The organism is Pseudoalteromonas denitrificans DSM 6059 (assembly GCF_900112265.1).
In the GTDB taxonomy this organism is placed as follows: Bacteria; Pseudomonadota; Gammaproteobacteria; order Enterobacterales; family Alteromonadaceae; genus Pseudoalteromonas; species Pseudoalteromonas denitrificans.
The window spans coordinates 1-16,978 of record NZ_FOLO01000081.1 but is presented as its reverse complement, the minus strand read 5'-3'; the positions used below and the strand labels follow the sequence as shown (position 1 = coordinate 16,978).

Sequence of the window (16,978 nt, the reverse complement as noted above, 5' to 3'; positions counted from 1 at the left end):
ACAAACGAAGAATGACAATAGAAGAGGCATTTAGGGATACAAAAAATGAGTATTATGGTCTTGGATTAAAGCGCAGTAGAAGTAATAATATAGAGCGATTGCAGGCTCTATTATTAATAGCTTTAATTGCTCAGTACACATTGTATCTTATTGGAAAGGCAGCAGAAATATTAAAATATCATTACCACTTCCAAGCAAACACAATAAAGAAAAGACGAGTATTATCTTATTGTTATTTAGGAAAAAGAATTCTGACACATAAAAATTATCATATACCAGAATGTATCATTAAAAAGGCTCAAAGAAGCCTCATAAATGAGATTAAATAAAATGGAAAAGATATGGGGAGCCCTAAGGTTACAGCCGTAGAAAAAACTCATACTGACAAGTTAAATACCAGTATAAATCGCAGCGTATTGTTAGAGATAGAGTCACTTATTAAAAATTTATTTATACTGGGTGATTGGCGTTATCACAGCAGTAAATCAATAGGTAATATGGTGCACATATATATTCAGATCCCCACACCACTCAAAATGAGATCAAGTTATCAAAAAAATTACATCAAACAGTCTATTTGTCCTAAAACTATCAATCCTGTTTGGCAATTGATTAACCCTGAACAGATGAAGTTTCATCTATTCATTATTAATAATAAAAGAAAAAGTATTTCCACAACTTGTGATTAAACAAATTACTTTTTTGTTCTTCTGAAAAACTTTTAATTACCAAGGAATAAAAATCAAGTAGTAAACGTTTTAATACTGTAGACACTTTTAAGCACTCATATATAGCGGCTACAAGAATATGTTTGGTTGTTTTTATGTACTTAATCTTGTGAACATAGGTATTAAGGTAGATACATAAATCAAAAAATAAATTTAATCTAGGAATCAAAATTATGAAAATAAATCGTTTTAATAAATTAATTTTAGCAGGAGCTATTTCCATTGCAGTGTCTGGCGTTGTGAATGCACAAACAACAGACCTGAGTATGATTAAGGTGACAACGATTGAGAGCAAATTATTGGTCAATGCTATATATACTGAAACTAATACTGATAATTCTCAACAAGAAGTTAATATGGATTATGTTGAAGCAGCCTTACTTAGTAAAGTTGCTTCATTACCCACTGAATGTAATGTAGAAAGTGTTTTTCCGAGTGCAGAAACATCTAGCATTAATCCAGCGGCTGAATTAGTAGGGAACTGGGAAGGATTCATGGATGATGAAATGTATGATGATGACATGGACTCAGATGACGACGACATGGACTCAGATGACGACGACATGGACTCAGATGACGACGACATGGACTCAGATGATGACGGCGACATGGACTCAGATGACGACGACATGGACTCAGATGACGGCGACATGGACTCAGATGACGATGGCGACATGGATTCAGATGACGACGGCGACATGTATTCAGATGATGAGGAAGAAGGTGATTATCAAAGCTATCTCACTATCTCAGCAAGTGGTTACCTTGTTCAGAGTGATTACGAAAATAAAAATGACGTTGGCACTTGCAAGGTTACTTTTCTTGGTGAATTGGTAAGTGATTTGTATAAAAAGAACTAACCAATAAATCTCTGCTAATTTTGACGAAAATTAACAGAGATTTCCTCAAATAAAATTTTTAAGGTATATTCTGAACTAATGTACGTCACTTTAAGTAGAGATTGTAATAAATATTCAATGCTCTATTCAACGCGTATACTTAGTGCTAAAAGAATAATTTGTTACCTCAGCTTGTTCGATTGTATTTGGAGTAGTAGATGAAAGCTTTCATCGGTTTATTATGTACCTTATTGGTTTTTCCCTCCGTGTTTGCCAGTGAGAAAAGCCCATGGAAATTGGTCTTCGAACTTAAAGGTGAAAGTGACTCTAACGTAGTTAACGATGATATTGAAGAAGACTCTGGTTCTGATAGTATCAGTCGACAATTCAAACTGGCTATGGGTTATAAGCAAAAACTGAGTAAAAAAACAAATGTGGGTGCTTATTATACTTATTTCAGTAAAAACTACTTGGCAATAGATGGTTATGACAGTGATATCCACTTAGTTAAACTCAAAACGAGTCATAAGTTTGATAAACTCAAAATGAATATTGATGGGATATTTGCCAACTCTACCATAGATTCAGAGCGTTTCCTTCACCTCAAACAGTTAAGTCCTAGCCTATCTTATTTCATAAATAAAACTAATTATCTTCATGGTAGTGTGAGCTTAGGTAAAAAAGACTATGAATACCTAGAAGAACGTTCTGTTACCCAAAAAAGCATTTCAGGTAAATATTATTATATGCTGAATGGTTTGAATCACTACATGACGGCTGGCATTAAATTAAAAGATGAAAATGCGCGGGAGGTGCTGTATAGCTATGATATGTTAGAGTTTAAACTCGCTTATACTTACCGAATGCAATTATTTGACCTGCGTACTCGCCTAAATTTAAACTACCGTTACCAAAATCGAGATTATTCCGATGAAGAACATTGGGATATTGGAGAATTCAGATCAGACAAACGAAACCAATTTAGAGTCGCTTATCGCATTAACTGGCCGTTGCAACTGTATAGCGAATTAGAATTGATACGTAATTTTAATCAATCTAATTTAGATTCTGCTGATTATAATCAAACCAAAATTGGTTTGATGCTGGGCTATAAGCTGTAACTCAGCTCAGCTTCGCTTTTCAAGTCATTGTGTAAAATTAAAGGCTTTAATTTACAAGATCAATTTTTATCAAATGCATAAGGCGTATCCTGATTTTTCATACTCTGAGGATCAGGTAACAAACCATGACCGTAGATGGGATCATATCCTTTTACCCCAAGGTCGATACAAGCCTTATAAATATCCCAAAGCCAACTTTTTAATTCTTGAACACGCTCAACATCTTCAGCATATTGTGCGGCAATATACGCACTGACAAAAGCAGTCGCCAATGATGTACCACTTGAATTTTTGAAATGACCTTCACTATCTAGGGTTTTTAAATCAACACCGTAGGCTGCAACATCAACATGTTTGCCTATCACCGCATTCTTATAAATTCGATTATTACCATCAACTGCAGTTACAGCGATAGTGCAAGGGTAGCCTGCTGGATATAGCGGTTTAGATAATGGACCTGTATTACCAACAGCAGCCACAATAAAAATATTTTGTTTACAAAGTTGGTCAACCGCAAATTGTAACATCCGATTAGGTGGTCCACTCAGGCTCATATTGATCACCTTGACCTGGTTTTCAACCAACCAGTTTAATCCTTGAAGTAAGGACTGAGTGGTCGCGATATTACCCTTCCCAACTTGTTGAAAAAATACTGAAGCCCCTAATAAACTGCTTTGAGGTAACAACCCTTGATAGTGATCATTTTTACCTACTAAAATACCCGCAATCTCAGTACCATGACTTTTTGGCTCTATTTTTTTTCCTTTAACAAAAGAGCGTTGCTTTATATTGGCATTTTGTAATGCTGAATGTTGGATATTAATTGCGGTATCAATTAAACCCAATTTAATACTTTCAGAAAAACGTGACGGTAAACTCATAATTTGACCTGGTGTCTTACCCCTTTGCTTTGCTTGAGATGCGCCTTGATAACGATAAATATGATTTAAATCAAAAAAATCTGCAACATCACCTAACTGTTTTAATACTTGTTCATAATCATCTTGCAAAGAAAATGAGGCCGGCGCAACCACAGTCGCCAAGGTTTTATTAAAAGCTTTAAGATAATGTTTTTCAGTAAATTTATAACCCAAAGCTTCTAGTTGCGCTTGAATTTTGTCATCTGAAAAAATTAACCACTCATTTGTCCAAATGTCATAACCAAAGGGGTCTTGGTTATTATCAGCTAACTCTTCGACCAAAGTTGCTATCTGCTCTGCAATTATTTCATCATATATTTCAAACTCGTCTTCAAATTCTTCTTCGAACTCTTCTTCAAACTCTTCTTCAAATTCTTCTTCGAACTCTTCTTCAAACTCTTCTTCAAATTCTTCTTCGAACTCTTCTTCGGGTTCTTCCTCGGGCTCCAGGACAAAATATTCATTCGAAGCACTGGCATTACCAATATTAAAATATGCAGTTGTGGTCCCCTGAGCAAGGTTAATATTTAATGCCATAATAAATAAACACAATGAGAACAACACATACCAACGCACAATTTGGGTTTGCAGTAAACGACATAAGTCATATTTTTTTTGGCAAACATTGCGAATCTGTGATGATTCATTGATACGTTTCAATAGAGTTCCCCATTTAAAATCATTTATTACTACCTCATTATGATTAAGCATACGCTTTGAAGTTGTAAAAACAATACTTTTAACATTTTCATTTATATCATGCTACCAGCGTAATTAGCGCTATGGCTCAGAGCAAAAAAATAGCAATGTTAGCCAATAGTCACCCTATTGATAGCTATTTCAATTCTTGCTTAATAACCAAGTCTTTGAATGGACGTGTTGCATCAAGTAGTTACAGGTTAGAGCTTCTAGGTTTTCAATATCTCGGCCGCATAATGATCTCTCAGGTTTTAAATAATAAAAACATCGAAATATAGAATCAATAATAATGTGATTTACATGCATGTTTGTCATTTTACTAAAATATAACGAATGGCTACTGTAAAATATTCCTTGTGATGACAATTATTTTTATATTTCTTTAAAAATAAAATACAGAAACATTAAGGTATGAGGCTATAGTCAGGTCAAATACTTATCTATTAAAGTATATGTTTAATTTCAGACACGATTAAATTAGTTTTCAAAAAATAACAGCAATGAAACACCACTTGCTGTTATGTTTATTCATCCTATATTGTTAACTCTAAACAGCTTTACCTATGCTGAGTAGCTATTAATTTAACTCACGCTCCTACTGCTTCATAATATTTAAAATAAAATCTTCTAAACGCATTTTACAGTTCGATTTTTTCTCCCTTACAGTTAAGTTTTGTTCTTGAATTTCATCATCTCCAATGATCAAAGCATATAACCCTTTTTGTTTGAAATGACTTCTTAGTTTATAGCCTACAGAGTCATCATTATTATTTATTGAAATACTAAAACCTAAACTTTTTAGTTTGTCATAAACTTCTGTAGCATAAATATTATGGCTTTGAGCAACAGGAATAATAGAAATAGCGTTAGGATTTAACCATGCAGGTAAACGCCCTTGATGATGCTCTAACATAATCGCAATAAAGCGTTCTAATGATCCTAAAACGGCTCTATGTAAAATAACAGGATATTCAGACTCACCTGATTCATTAATAAAAGATGCACCCATACGCTCTGCCAACATAAAATCCAATTGGAAAGTACCACATTGCCACTGCCGACCTAATGAGTCTTTCAAGGCAAATTCCACTTTGGGTCCATAAAAAGCGCCCTCTTCAGGTAATAACTCAAAAGGAATATTAAGAACTTGTAACCCTTGTTGTAAATATGCTTCAGCGCTATCCCATAAAGACTCACTCCCAGTTCTTTTTTGAGGTCTAAGTGAAATTTTCACATCAATATTTTTTTTATCAAAACCAAATTTTTCATATACTTGATAAAACATTTTCATGAAATCAATTAGTTCAGCTTGTATGTGTGCTTTAGTACAAAAAACATGACCATCATCTTGATTAAAACTCCTCAGCCTTAATAAGCCATTTAATGCTCCTGAGGCTTCATTTCTATGGCATAAACCAAACTCAGATAGCCTTAAAGGTAATGAACGGTATGACTGACAAAGTTGTTTGAACATTTCTATATGAAAAGGGCAATTCATAGGTTTTAAAGCTAGTTCATTATCATCATTTTCAAGTAAAAACATGTTTTCTTTGAACTTTTCCAAATGCCCTGATTTTTCCCATAACTGACTACTCGCTAAAACAGGGCTCTTGATTTCTTGATAATGATATTGTGTTTGAATGTCTCTGAGGTAAGACTCAATCTTTTGGTAAATTGAATAACCTTTGGGATACCAAAAAACCATGCCAGATGAAAAATCAGCAAGGTTAAAAAGTTGTAGTTCTTGACCAATTTTACGGTGTTCGTTTTTCATAATGTTTATCTCCAGTTTTTATGTGAGACGAACATGACAATCAAAACAGGCGCACTATAAAAGCAAAAAGGCTAGCATGATATCATGCTAGCCTTAATTTAATTATTACAATGCCAACACAACGGATCAGGTTGTGGTGGTGGTACTTTTTTGCATTGCAATAATGTAATTCATGGGTATTTCCTAAAATAAAATTTTGCGTCACTGTACGTGACTTGGGTTATTTATATCAAAATAAATGAAAAGTGCCAAGAATATTTATTATTTTATATCTGTTATTCACATTAATACCGCTTTCATATCATTTTATGCCCTTATCAAACCAGAAGCTTTTCGCATTTCAAAAAATCCATAACCCAAACGATGCATGGCTAATGCGCTCTTAAACTATTCCTAAGTTTCTTTAAAACTTCTAAACAATATTGATCTCACCTTTGATTCTTAGCCTGACTGTTATGTATGTGAAGAGACCTTTGTTACAACCTTAATTATGATTAAGTCATTGTATCTATTTACAACTGTTGCTCACCGCTTTACGTAAAAAGCCATTATTATCGGCTAACATTTTTTTAGCATCTTCAACTGACGCACCCGTTAATATAATGAGAATTGCCAATTTTGCATTGGTGCCTGCGGTATCTAGTGCCTTATTTGCAGTATCAAAGTCACAGTCAGTCGCTTGCATTACGATGCGAATTGCACGGGCATTTAATTTTTCATTTGATGCATTTACATCAACCATTAAATTCTTATAACTTTTACCGCATCTGATCATACTTGCAGTACTGAGTGTATTTAAAATGAGTTTCTGCGCTGTGCCTGACTTCATTCTAGTAGAGCCCGTTAGCGCTTCAGGCCCAACTTGGGCACAAATTGCAATATCTGCAACCTCTGATACACCTTGATTTGGACTACAAGTCACGCCAACAACAGTTGCGCCAACTTGTTTTGCATATTCCATTGCTGCAATTACATAAGGTGTACGACCACTAGCAGCAATGCCTACAAGTACATCATATTTTGTTATCGCTATACCTTTTAAATCTTCAACACCTTGTTTTTTATTATCTTCAGCACCTTCGACAGCACTTTGAATGGCAGTATTACCACCCGCGATAATACCTATTACTATGTCATCAGATACACTAAAAGTGGGCCTGCATTCCACTGCATCTAAAATCCCCATACGACCACTCGTACCCGCACCAATATAAATTAATCGCGCTTTATTTTTAAAAGCTAAAACAATTTGATCTACCGCTTGTGCTATTTGCGGCAATGATTTTTTCACTGCATCAGCTACTTTTTGATCTTCATTATTAATTTTTGTGATTACACCTAAGGTATCTAATAAATCAATATCTAAGGTATCTAAATTTTGACCTTCAGTTGCGATAGAGTCTAACGAGTTTACCAATTGGACTTGTGTATTTTTCGATACATTTTGCATTTATCACCTTGAAATTTATTTTAAAATAACGCTTCATACTTTGTTATACCGCATAAACAAAAGCGATCTGTTTTACTGCTTATAGTTCTTTGATACTTTTCACCCATTTACCAAACAACCTATAACTGAATTTTTCACTAAAAAACATAGCTAAACATACTCATAACCAAAGTAAAAACAATTGATATTATAAACTTAAACCACATAATGATATCAGGCTATTCCAAGTATTAAAAAGAGATATTTGTGTATCACCATTTCATTTTTAAGCTACTTAAATTAGCCTCATGATTTTGGTATTTTATAGAGTGTAAATCTCTGGGAGCAAATTACTTTCAATTTTGCGATTTAAATTACAACTAAAATGGTAATTGCAAGTTCACTATTTACGTGCGGAACTATCATACAAAAAATACGCTTTATTCATCCATTCACATCCGACCACTTGTCCCTAAAAGGTATTATTGATATATTTAGACGTATTTGGAATTCAATTTTAATTAAGGAAGTATCAATGACCATAAAACCAGCATTAGCAATACTAGCACTATCAGGGGCTTTTTTTGCACAGGCCCATGCAAAAAAAATACATGCCGATATTCAACTTACGCATATTACCCCTTCAAAAGAAAATGCAGTTTGGGCAAGGGAAAAACAAACATCGCCTATATATCCAATAGAATTAGCAAAAAATGGCATTGCTGGGTGTGGCATTTTTAAAGTACAAATTAGTGAAACAGGAAAAACAAAAAATATTGAGTTAGTTTCATCTATACCATCAAAAAAGATATTTAAGGCCAGTAAAAAAATAATAAAAAAATTAAAGTGGCAAGAAACTAAGCATGGTATAGCAAAAGCACAAGAGAAAGTTATTCGCTTAGATTATTGTATCGGCGGAGAGTCTTTTCAGGAAGTTCAAAAAAGGTGTATTGAACAAACAAAGTTAAGCTGCACAAGTTAGCCCCAATATAACCGCTTCAGTCAAAACAAAACATATCTAAATATAAAACATTGAATGATAAATATAACTTTGTTATTTTTATCATTCATTTACGATTACGAGAATAGATTTTGATAAGAGCAGTTAAAACAGACGATATAGACTCTATAGTACATATCTATAATCATTACATCAACAATAGTATCGTCACTTTTGAAACCCAAAGCATTACAGCTGAGCAAATGAAGGAGCGTATTGATAGTATAAATAAAGATGGGCTTCCTTGGTTAATAGCTGAAGACGATGGGAACAATATCATAGGGTATGCTTACGCCAGCAAATGGAAAGGACGCTGTGCATATAAACATTCAGTTGAAATCACTGTTTATTTAAATAATAAAACCACAGAAAAAGGCTGGGGTTCCAAGCTTTATGCCGGATTATTTAAAGCGCTTAAAAATAGAAATATTCATACAGCAATCGGTGGAATTGCCCTGCCTAATCCAGCGAGTATTGCATTGCATGAAAAGTTTGGTATGAAAAAAGCGGCTCATTTTGAACAAGTTGGTCAAAAATTTGATAAATGGATTGATGTTGGTTATTGGCAATGTATTCTTAGTGACTAATATCACTTTTTTAAATGAATAAAAATACAACCAAGTTTGCCGAAAAATACTCAAAAAGTGATAAAATTAAAAGGCTGCTACTTTAATTTTTATCACAAATAAGAAATGGCTATTCCCTTTTATAACTTGATATACCATTACGGCGCATTGTCATACACCCTTTGATTTATCAGCTATGTGGGTACTCTAGAATGCATTATTTGTAGGGTTACTACTATTGACTGCTTTTTTTATCGCCATGCCTTTAGTGCCAATTGGACTTAAAGGTTTAATGCAGATCAATTCCCACCCAAAAGTGTTAAAGTTTATAAACCCACAAAGATAATGATAGACATACCAGCAAAAATTAAATCTTTAAGGTACCTCATGTTCCCATTTAGTTTTGTTATTGTAGCAATTTGGGGTTATTTTAAAGTAGATAATATGCCTAATGAAGATCACGAAAATTTATATTTTTATATTTGTAAACATGAGCTTGAACTTTAAAAAAGACCCAAATAGCCTAGCTTTAATGTTTCACAGTTGCGCTAGTGCAGACTTTATAATTTTCAACAGAGCAATAGTGAAAATCTAAGAAGTAAAATTCTTTTTCGGGTTCTTGTTTATTTATGAGATATTGATAAAGCAACTGGGCAGCTAAATAGCCCATTTCATAGGGACGCTGCCCTATATTAATATTCGATAACCCTTGCGCTAATGCCTCTAATTGTATTTTTTCAGTATCGGCTGAAATAATAATAGATTCTTTAGAACTGATTCTATCTTTATATTGGCTGATTTTATCTATGTAATCAGGTGAAAACTGTGCAAAACCCGCAACCGCAATATTAATAACAGTTTGCGGCTTTTGTAATACAAACTCTAACTGTTCAATTGCTAATTTTCGTTTACCAAGTGAATACAAGGGACAACGGTCAATTTCAGACCAGCCAGAATTACCCGATAGCCTATCAGTTGATTCTCCTCCGGATAAGGCAAAGCGCACACCTTTTATTCTATCGTTTAGATTAGGTGTACTTTGATAGCCTGAATGAATGCATATGTTTCGCTGGTCTTTATGCGCTATTCTTTTAGCATACTCTCCTAGTGCCCTACCAAAATCCTGATTATTGGTACCGACATAAGCCATTCTATACTCTTGGTCTTTAGGTAATAAATCCGAATCAAAAGTCAGTACAGGAATTTTGGCCAATACTGCAGCTTTGAGTGCTTTATCAGTTAAATGATTTGAATCTGTAACAGAAATAATCAAACCATCAATGTTTTTATCTATCAAGTCTGAAACCACAATCGCCTGGCTTCTTGGGTCTTGATAATCAAGAGGCCCATCATAGATACAGCTTAATTTTGAATGTTTCTTAGCAAAATTTTGACAGCCTTTATACGACTGAATATAAAAGCTGTCATTTTTTGTTTTACCTATTAATGCTATGTTTAATTCAGGATCTGTATTTGCAGGTAACATAAATATTGCAAAGAAAGCCAATAAAAATATAACAAATTTCATTCATTCAGCTCCCCATTTAATACTGTCCTTCTCATTTTAGTCTGGCAAATTACAGTATTCCAGACGTATAATGCTTAAAGTAATATTTTAGTTCATCAATAAATCTATTTTTAAACTCAATCGGTTTTGTATTTAAATTTCGAAATTATACAATCTTTCGACCTTTAATCGCATAGAGCAATGGTATTTGCTGGTTATTAATCAACTTTTGATAGCCAAAACCTTCAACAAAGTCTAAACCTTCTGAGCACGGATATGGACTGTATGCATGTTCACTAAACTGCTCAATATTGATCCCTGCATTAATTAAGGCTTGTATTACATTACTTAAAGAGTGAGGCCAAGTAACAACTGTAGATTTCTCTCCCTTACAATTCTCGGTATAGGTACCTTCACTTTCTACATCCGGTTTACTTGATGGAAAATAAGAATAACCCGAAATTAAATCATTAAAAGCATGAAACTCAACAAGGCATAATTCCCCTCCTTTCTTTAAAGACTTAGCAACAGTTTCAGCCCATAAATCTAGATCGGGTAACCAGCATAAAACACCATAAGAGGTATAGACAATATCAAATTCAGTTTTATTGGTTTCACCAAATTGATAAACGTCTTCACAGACAAATTCAGCGTTAGAGCCTATTTCTTTCGCTAAATATTTTGCTTTTTCTATCGCTTCAAAAGATAAATCCACACCTGTTACTTTTGCACCTAATCGTGCCAAAGATAGCGTATCTTGACCAAAATGGCACTGTAAATGAAGCACGTTTTTATTTTTGACTTTTCCAAGTAAAGCCAGCTCAATTGTATTGAGTGATGATTTACCACCAAGAAAACTTTCTACATCATAAAACTGAGATTCAGCATGTACTTGAGTACGCTGATCCCAAGCTTTTTTATTTATTTCAATATAATTCATTTTTATAATCTATTTTGTGTTGATGTTATTAATGCACCACTTGCACAAATAAAAGTAGCGCCAAATATTTTACCTATTTTACTACCTACTTCTTTTCCTAGTGCATAAATTTTAATTTTATTACTGAGTACTGAATATGAAATCAAACACATAAAAGAGCTCATCATTAGTGTTATTACCAAAATTATAAACTGAGATAATAAAGGCTCAGAAATAATAATAAACTGTGGAAATAGTGCCGAAGTAAATATGATTGATTTTGGGTTTGTTAATGAAATGAATAAACCTTGGCTGTATAAACGTTTAGGATTGAACTTTTCAGTTTTATTAATACCACTATTACTTACTTTAACACCATTACGCCATAATTTAATACCCAGGTACAAAAGGTACAATGCACCAATAATTTTGATAACAATAAAGCCCGTTGCTGAAACTTTAACTAAGGCGGTTAAACCTAAAACTGAGCAAGCAGACAAGATAAGAAGGCCACTTACATTTCCAATAATGGTAAATACCGAACCTAATGCTCCAAACTGTAAGCTATGCGTTATTATCAAAAGAACTGCGGGTCCCGGAATAGCAGCTGCAATAATCGCTATAGAACAAAAAGCAAACCAGCTTTCTAGTTGCATGATATTTTCCTTTAAAAATGTGAGAATGACTAAATTTTAACAAAGTTACAATTATTTACAGTGCATAATATTACGGATATTTTAAAACATGTAAATTTCTTTAGTGACAAAATTTGCATCACATCCATTTCCCAATATTGCATTAATGTCCAAAAAGAGACACATTTCAGTTAATGTGCACTACTTTGATCCAACAAAAAAAATAAAACAGTAAAAATCAAATGGTTAAAATTGGCTAGTTAATTGCTAATGACTAAAATACGAATATAAAGATAATTTAAAAATAGTGAAAAATATAATGAAAATACAGGTTGGAGAACTTGATAAACCAGATGTTAAAGCGCTTTTAACTGAGCATCATAATGATATGTTACAGCACTCTCCTATTGAAAGTGTGCATGCATTAGATTTATCTGCACTCAAAGCGCCTAACATTACTTTTTGGACGCTTAGAATTAACAATGAATTAGCAGGGTGTGGTGCTTTGAAGAAGATCGAAAGTGGCCATGGCGAAATTAAGTCAATGCGTACTTCACAAAGTCATCTTCGTAAAGGCGTTGCAAAGCAATTATTACAACATATCTTAGAACAAGCCAAACAACTTAATTATACTCGGGTCAGCCTAGAAACTGGCACTATGGCTGCATTTTTACCCGCACAAAAAATGTATGAACAGTTTGGCTTTGAGATATGTGAGCCCTTTGCTAATTATAAAAAAGACCCTTACAGCTTGTTTATGACAAAAAGCCAATGCTCTTTTTAAGAATAAAACGTTTTTTTGTTTATTAACATTTCATAGGCTAGCTGGAGCAATTTCGCTAGCCAATTAGTTTAAAATTGCTTATTCAAAACCTGTACTAGTTTATCTATTGATGAATCACCATAGCCAATATTTTGAAAAGCAAGTTTGCCTTCTTTATCAATAATAAATAAATGAGGAACCGCTTTAACACCATATTTTTTACCTATAACACCACGTTTATCGTGAGTTAGAGTCAGTTTTAAATCCGATAGCTTTGCTTTTATTTTTCTGTATTGCTTTCGATCTTCTTTAAAGTTTATTGCAACAACATTTATCTTGTCGATACCAATTTTATTTTGGATATTTTCTAAAATAGGAAGTTCTCTTAAACAAGGGCTACACCAAGATGCCCAAAAAGAAACAACCACAACTTTCCCTTTATTGTCTTCTAAATTGATTTTATTGCCAGTACTGTCTCTACCTAAATAATTAGGAGGTATATCCCCTATTCTTAATTCATTCCCTGCATTCACATTTACAGATATGAATATAAATAAAAAAAAGATAACTTTTTTTAACATTGAACTGATTCCTTTCAAACTAAAAAAATGACTCCTACACTGTGTAGTCTTTGATTTCATGACTTATTTCAAATCAAGACCAGATTACCACTTAAGAGCTGCGACAACATAAATGATGTTAACATAACAGGTTACATTAGGTACACGTCGAAATTTTTTTACAAGAAAACAACAGAAAGAGTGCTAATTATTAAATATGATATTTTCCTGTTGAGTTATAATGTGATCAAGTTCCCCCTCCATAATCATCTGATTAAACTCAATTTTAACGCGCTTTATTAAGTCTTCGTCTGTTTCTATGTTAGCTGCTAAATATAAGTTGAGCACTTGATTTAAAGTGAAATTAACTGAAAACGTAGCTTTATCTAACCCTAATGATTTAGTCATTCCTTTAGCAATATATTCATTACCATAAACAGAGTCTGCTCTGCCTTTTAATACGAGTTTCCATGCAGCTTGATAACTATCGGTTAAAATTAAATTTTCATTTTCTTTAAAACCGATTTGTTTTAATAAGTCAACTTCAATGCTTCCTCTAACTGAAGCAACACGCTGGTTTGAAATCAAATGGGTTATGGAAGCGCCGTCTTTATTTGTTCGACTTAAACCATAAAAATGAAATTTAAGCTGCCTGATATGCCCAACCCAATGAAATAAATTTTCCCGTTGGGGGCTTCTAGCAATAGAAAAAATAAAAGTATTTTTTTTAGTTAAAGCCGTTTTATAAGCACGAGACCATGGCATTACTTCAAATTGAACATTTAACTGACTGCGTTTTGTTAACCGTTGCATAATAGCGAATGATGTACCGCCAATTAATTTCTGATTTTTATCTACAATCTGATAGGGAGGTAAACTTTCAGTAACAAAAGTGATAGGAGCAGCCACTGCACTCGTGCATAAGAAGTAGAGCAATGTCAGTATTTTCATCATCAATCGTCTATTTCCTTAACAAGTTTATTTAGAGCTGGATATCGTTCTTTCCTCTAAAATATAGACAAACTAATGTTACTAGTAAATTATGCTAATGAATCTAGCTCTCATCCATAAAAAACCGTTACATTTGCCTGTAACGGTTATTATATTTTTATGGGGATATTTTAAAGCTTATTAACTAACTCATTTAATTTAGTCAGTGAACTTGCCACTTTTATACCTGGAATATTACTACCAATAGTTGCCATATAAGAACCATTGACCTTACCTCTAAATGAAGTAAATGAAATACGATAAACACCCCGAACAAGTGCTTTAGTTGGGCTATTTATTTCAGACTCATGTCGTAAAACTGAGTTATATTTTCTACCGCCTGGATTTTTAGGCAACTCACTACTGTCATCATTCGTTTTTAAAGTTTTAACAACTTTACCGCCTTTATCTATTTTCTTAGGGTCAATAATATCTAATTTATCTAGTACTAAATATGTATCAAAATAGGCTTTTTTATCCTTTTTCATCCCTTTTTTGAAAAAAGAATGCACAAAGTCTTTTTTACCTGGCTTATCTTTGGCAGGCGAAACCATAGAAACACCTAACTCATCTATCGCAGCTGGCACCCACATATAAAGGTAATACGCATCTTTATCTTTATATTTTCCTTCAGGCTTGACACTTGTATCAACATACCCAAAATATTTTTCATATTTTACATATGGTAAGTCAACTTTTAATGGCCCAACACCTTGTGACTTTGAACTTTTAAAGTTGTAATCATCATCACCAAAAAAGCCCGTACATAAAAAGAAGCTTGTCGTCACAAGTAGCATTGTTTTCATTAATTTCATAATAACTCCATTTAAGTTTTGTTTATTTATTTCATTGTCCATTTGAGAACAAGTGCTATTTATAGTTTTTTTGTAACAAATAATCAACAATTATATTTCATTAAATTAAACGTTAATCCAATACATAATTTTTTACATACAATAGAAGAAAAACATACTTTTAAGATCCTTTATTAACATTAAACAGGTAAACTTCAAGGAATCAACTAAGGGGGTCTTTATGTCATTATCAATTCAATCAAAATTATTATTAGTCGGTGGTTTTATTGCGTCTTGCGCAGCTATTTGGCATTTGTTATGTATTATTGGTGGCCCTAGTTGGTATGCTTTTGCCAGAGCACCTCAAGAGATCATTGACTCAGCAAAACAAGGCACCTGGCTAGCCCCTTTAGGTGCAATTTTCATAGCGTTATTAATGTTTACTTGTAGCCTTTATGCTTTATCTGCAACGAAACTCATAAAAAAAATCCCCTTAATCAAAACAGCATTAACAGTGATTGCGAGCCTTTGTTTGATCCGAGGCGCCATTGTAATACCTTATTTTTTAAAACACGGTTTTAATACATGGGATTTTATTGCAGGTACGACTTGGTTCTTTGTAGGCATTTGTTATTTAGTTGGCTCTATTGAAGTATTTAAGAACAAAGCTGCCAATTTAAATACGCATACTTTACAAGGTTAAATACGTGCTCATTGAACATTTTTCAATTCGCTCTTATAGCAAACAATTAAAAAGCCATGTACATCAATATCATCAACTGGTGTTACCATTACATGGCACAATTAACATAAAAGTTGGAGAGTATGCAGGCAAGGTAAATATAGGCGAATGCTTAATTATTAAGGCTAATCAAATTCATGATTTTAACTCTGAACAAGCAGCTCGTTTTATTGTGGTAGATACTTTTGACTTACCAAGCAATATACTCTCTTGCTGTAATGAAAAAATATCTATTAGTTCATCATTACTTGCCCTAATTCAATTTATTGAAACCCAACTGAATAGCCAAGCAAACACCGAAATAGAAGCCAGTATTTTTGTCGTATTTAATCAGTTATTAGCGCAACTTCCCTGTTTAAATAAACGCGATAAAAGAATAGAGAAAGTATTAGAAATCATCAACCAAGATCTAGCACACAATCATACTATTGATGAACTTTCCAGCCATGCATGTTTAAGTAAAACACAATTTAAAATCAACTTTAAAAAAAGCATGGACATTACGAGTCAAGCATATATCACACAATGCCGTATGGAAAAAGCGAAAGCCCTGCTTATACATACAGATACACCCATTAGCATAGTGGCACAAAAAGTAGGTTATCAAAATGCTTCAGCTTTTAGTCGCAAATTTAAGATTCATTTTGGCGACTCTCCTCATTCATATACTAGTTAACCTGAGATCTGGTTAAGCAGAGCCATTTATTAGTCTGGCATCATACCAAATACATCTGCTGATAGTTTTATACACGGCTTCTGTTTCTTTAAGCAATAAGCCACTATTCCAGATATCAAGTTGAGCATGAAACTTGTTTCACTGCGATGGCGGCTATGTTCTATTTGAGATATATTTTTCAACTGGTCATTGATAGTTTCAATGATGTATCTCTTTGATAACATGGCTCTATCGAAGGCTGACATGGCTTTCGACTTCATGTTTTTTCGAACTGTTGTAATCAAATCTACATCGAGTTCCTTTAGTTTTTCATTTA

18 protein-coding genes and 1 pseudogene are annotated in these 16,978 nt (G+C 33.4%); 9 read left to right on the top strand and 10 right to left on the bottom strand.

What is annotated here, in order from left to right:
* The 4 genes and pseudogenes from BM088_RS25285 to BM088_RS25270 all read left to right on the top strand — a co-directional run.
* A pseudogene (locus tag BM088_RS25285) lies at window positions 1-329 on the top strand (IS4 family transposase); the annotation flags it as partial.
* 12 nt (window positions 330-341) lie between these two features.
* A complete protein-coding gene (locus BM088_RS25280) occupies window positions 342-689 on the top strand; it encodes a hypothetical protein (protein ID WP_091991490.1) in 348 nt (115 codons plus the stop codon).
* Window positions 690-901: 212 nt separating this feature from the next.
* Complete coding sequence (locus BM088_RS25275; RefSeq protein WP_091991488.1) at window positions 902-1,588, top strand: hypothetical protein; 687 nt, start codon at window positions 902-904, stop codon at window positions 1,586-1,588.
* Between the two features lie 197 nt (window positions 1,589-1,785).
* Window positions 1,786-2,688, top strand: a complete 903-nt coding sequence (locus BM088_RS25270) for a hypothetical protein (protein WP_091991486.1) — start codon at window positions 1,786-1,788, stop codon at window positions 2,686-2,688.
* Between the two features lie 59 nt (window positions 2,689-2,747).
* Here BM088_RS25270 and BM088_RS25265 read toward each other — a convergent pair whose 3' ends face one another.
* The 3 genes from BM088_RS25265 to murQ form a co-directional block, all read right to left on the bottom strand.
* Complete coding sequence (locus BM088_RS25265; protein ID WP_091991484.1) at window positions 2,748-4,268, bottom strand: S8 family serine peptidase; 1,521 nt, start codon at window positions 4,266-4,268, stop codon at window positions 2,748-2,750.
* 634 nt (window positions 4,269-4,902) lie between these two features.
* Window positions 4,903-6,081 (bottom strand): threonine--tRNA ligase, encoded by a 1,179-nt coding sequence (thrS, locus tag BM088_RS25260; RefSeq protein WP_091991482.1) that lies wholly within the window; start codon window positions 6,079-6,081, stop codon window positions 4,903-4,905.
* A gap of 508 nt (window positions 6,082-6,589) precedes the next feature.
* Entirely contained in the window at window positions 6,590-7,531 is a 942-nt protein-coding gene (murQ, locus tag BM088_RS25255) for an N-acetylmuramic acid 6-phosphate etherase (protein WP_091991480.1), read from the bottom strand.
* Window positions 7,532-8,045: 514 nt separating this feature from the next.
* Between murQ and BM088_RS25250 the strand changes: the two genes are divergently transcribed.
* On the top strand, window positions 8,046-8,492 hold the full coding sequence (locus BM088_RS25250; RefSeq protein WP_177208178.1) for an energy transducer TonB: 447 nt from the start codon (window positions 8,046-8,048) through the stop codon (window positions 8,490-8,492).
* A gap of 110 nt (window positions 8,493-8,602) precedes the next feature.
* The gene (locus tag BM088_RS25245; RefSeq protein WP_245763919.1) at window positions 8,603-9,097 is read left to right on the top strand and encodes a GNAT family N-acetyltransferase; all 495 of its coding nucleotides are present in this window, start codon (window positions 8,603-8,605) and stop codon (window positions 9,095-9,097) included.
* A gap of 508 nt (window positions 9,098-9,605) precedes the next feature.
* Here the strand turns inward: BM088_RS25245 and BM088_RS25240 are convergent.
* The 3 genes from BM088_RS25240 to BM088_RS25230 all read right to left on the bottom strand — a co-directional run bounded on the left by BM088_RS25240 (window position 9,606) and on the right by BM088_RS25230 (window position 12,158).
* Entirely contained in the window at window positions 9,606-10,604 is a 999-nt protein-coding gene (locus BM088_RS25240) for a substrate-binding domain-containing protein (protein ID WP_091991474.1), read from the bottom strand.
* 145 nt (window positions 10,605-10,749) lie between these two features.
* A complete protein-coding gene (locus BM088_RS25235) occupies window positions 10,750-11,523 on the bottom strand; it encodes a class I SAM-dependent methyltransferase (RefSeq protein ID WP_091991472.1) in 774 nt (257 codons plus the stop codon).
* Between the two features lie 2 nt (window positions 11,524-11,525).
* A complete protein-coding gene (locus BM088_RS25230) occupies window positions 11,526-12,158 on the bottom strand; it encodes a LysE family translocator (RefSeq protein WP_091991470.1) in 633 nt (210 codons plus the stop codon).
* Between the two features lie 298 nt (window positions 12,159-12,456).
* On the opposite strand from BM088_RS25230, the gene BM088_RS25225 reads away from it, so the two are divergent.
* Window positions 12,457-12,921, top strand: coding sequence for a GNAT family N-acetyltransferase (locus tag BM088_RS25225; RefSeq protein ID WP_091991469.1), 465 nt, complete (start codon window positions 12,457-12,459; stop codon window positions 12,919-12,921).
* Window positions 12,922-12,989: 68 nt separating this feature from the next.
* Here the strand turns inward: BM088_RS25225 and BM088_RS25220 are convergent, their stop codons facing one another.
* The 3 genes from BM088_RS25220 to BM088_RS25210 all read right to left on the bottom strand — a co-directional run bounded on the left by BM088_RS25220 (window position 12,990) and on the right by BM088_RS25210 (window position 15,265).
* Complete coding sequence (locus BM088_RS25220; RefSeq protein WP_177208177.1) at window positions 12,990-13,481, bottom strand: TlpA family protein disulfide reductase; 492 nt, start codon at window positions 13,479-13,481, stop codon at window positions 12,990-12,992.
* 183 nt (window positions 13,482-13,664) lie between these two features.
* Window positions 13,665-14,414, bottom strand: coding sequence for a substrate-binding periplasmic protein (locus BM088_RS25215; RefSeq protein WP_091991465.1), 750 nt, complete (start codon window positions 14,412-14,414; stop codon window positions 13,665-13,667).
* Between the two features lie 167 nt (window positions 14,415-14,581).
* Window positions 14,582-15,265 carry a LipL32 family surface lipoprotein gene (locus BM088_RS25210; protein WP_245763918.1) on the bottom strand — a complete coding sequence of 228 codons (684 nt, stop codon included), beginning with the start codon at window positions 15,263-15,265 and terminating at the stop codon, window positions 14,582-14,584.
* A 220-nt stretch (window positions 15,266-15,485) separates the two neighbouring features.
* On the opposite strand from BM088_RS25210, the gene BM088_RS25205 reads away from it, so the two are divergent.
* Together BM088_RS25205 and BM088_RS25200 are read left to right on the top strand one after the other, a co-directional pair.
* Window positions 15,486-15,947: a hypothetical protein gene (locus BM088_RS25205; RefSeq protein WP_091991460.1), complete on the top strand. Its 462-nt coding sequence runs from the start codon at window positions 15,486-15,488 to the stop codon at window positions 15,945-15,947.
* Between the two features lie 4 nt (window positions 15,948-15,951).
* Entirely contained in the window at window positions 15,952-16,662 is a 711-nt protein-coding gene (locus tag BM088_RS25200) for a helix-turn-helix domain-containing protein (protein ID WP_091991457.1), read from the top strand.
* A 29-nt stretch (window positions 16,663-16,691) separates the two neighbouring features.
* Here the strand turns inward: BM088_RS25200 and BM088_RS25195 are convergent.
* Window positions 16,692-16,978: transposase (locus tag BM088_RS25195; protein ID WP_281247202.1), on the bottom strand; the 287-nt coding region annotated here is incomplete at its 5' end.

What these genes read in the sequence shown, in the direction of transcription:
- BM088_RS25280 (WP_091991490.1), top strand. Translation starts at nt 342, where the DNA reads ATGGGGAGCCCTAAGGTTACAGCCGTAGAAAAAACTCATACTGACAAG.
- BM088_RS25275 (WP_091991488.1), top strand. Translation starts at nt 902, where the DNA reads ATGAAAATAAATCGTTTTAATAAATTAATTTTAGCAGGAGCTATTTCC.
- BM088_RS25270 (WP_091991486.1), top strand. Translation starts at nt 1,786, where the DNA reads ATGAAAGCTTTCATCGGTTTATTATGTACCTTATTGGTTTTTCCCTCC.
- thrS (WP_091991482.1), bottom strand. Translation starts at nt 6,081, where the DNA reads ATGAAAAACGAACACCGTAAAATTGGTCAAGAACTACAACTTTTTAAC.
- murQ (WP_091991480.1), bottom strand. Translation starts at nt 7,531, where the DNA reads ATGCAAAATGTATCGAAAAATACACAAGTCCAATTGGTAAACTCGTTA.
- BM088_RS25250 (WP_177208178.1), top strand. Translation starts at nt 8,046, where the DNA reads ATGACCATAAAACCAGCATTAGCAATACTAGCACTATCAGGGGCTTTT.
- BM088_RS25240 (WP_091991474.1), bottom strand. Translation starts at nt 10,604, where the DNA reads ATGAAATTTGTTATATTTTTATTGGCTTTCTTTGCAATATTTATGTTA.
- BM088_RS25235 (WP_091991472.1), bottom strand. Translation starts at nt 11,523, where the DNA reads ATGAATTATATTGAAATAAATAAAAAAGCTTGGGATCAGCGTACTCAA.
- BM088_RS25230 (WP_091991470.1), bottom strand. Translation starts at nt 12,158, where the DNA reads ATGCAACTAGAAAGCTGGTTTGCTTTTTGTTCTATAGCGATTATTGCA.
- BM088_RS25225 (WP_091991469.1), top strand. Translation starts at nt 12,457, where the DNA reads ATGAAAATACAGGTTGGAGAACTTGATAAACCAGATGTTAAAGCGCTT.
- BM088_RS25220 (WP_177208177.1), bottom strand. Translation starts at nt 13,481, where the DNA reads ATGTTAAAAAAAGTTATCTTTTTTTTATTTATATTCATATCTGTAAAT.
- BM088_RS25215 (WP_091991465.1), bottom strand. Translation starts at nt 14,414, where the DNA reads ATGATGAAAATACTGACATTGCTCTACTTCTTATGCACGAGTGCAGTG.
- BM088_RS25210 (WP_245763918.1), bottom strand. Translation starts at nt 15,265, where the DNA reads ATGAAATTAATGAAAACAATGCTACTTGTGACGACAAGCTTCTTTTTA.
- BM088_RS25205 (WP_091991460.1), top strand. Translation starts at nt 15,486, where the DNA reads ATGTCATTATCAATTCAATCAAAATTATTATTAGTCGGTGGTTTTATT.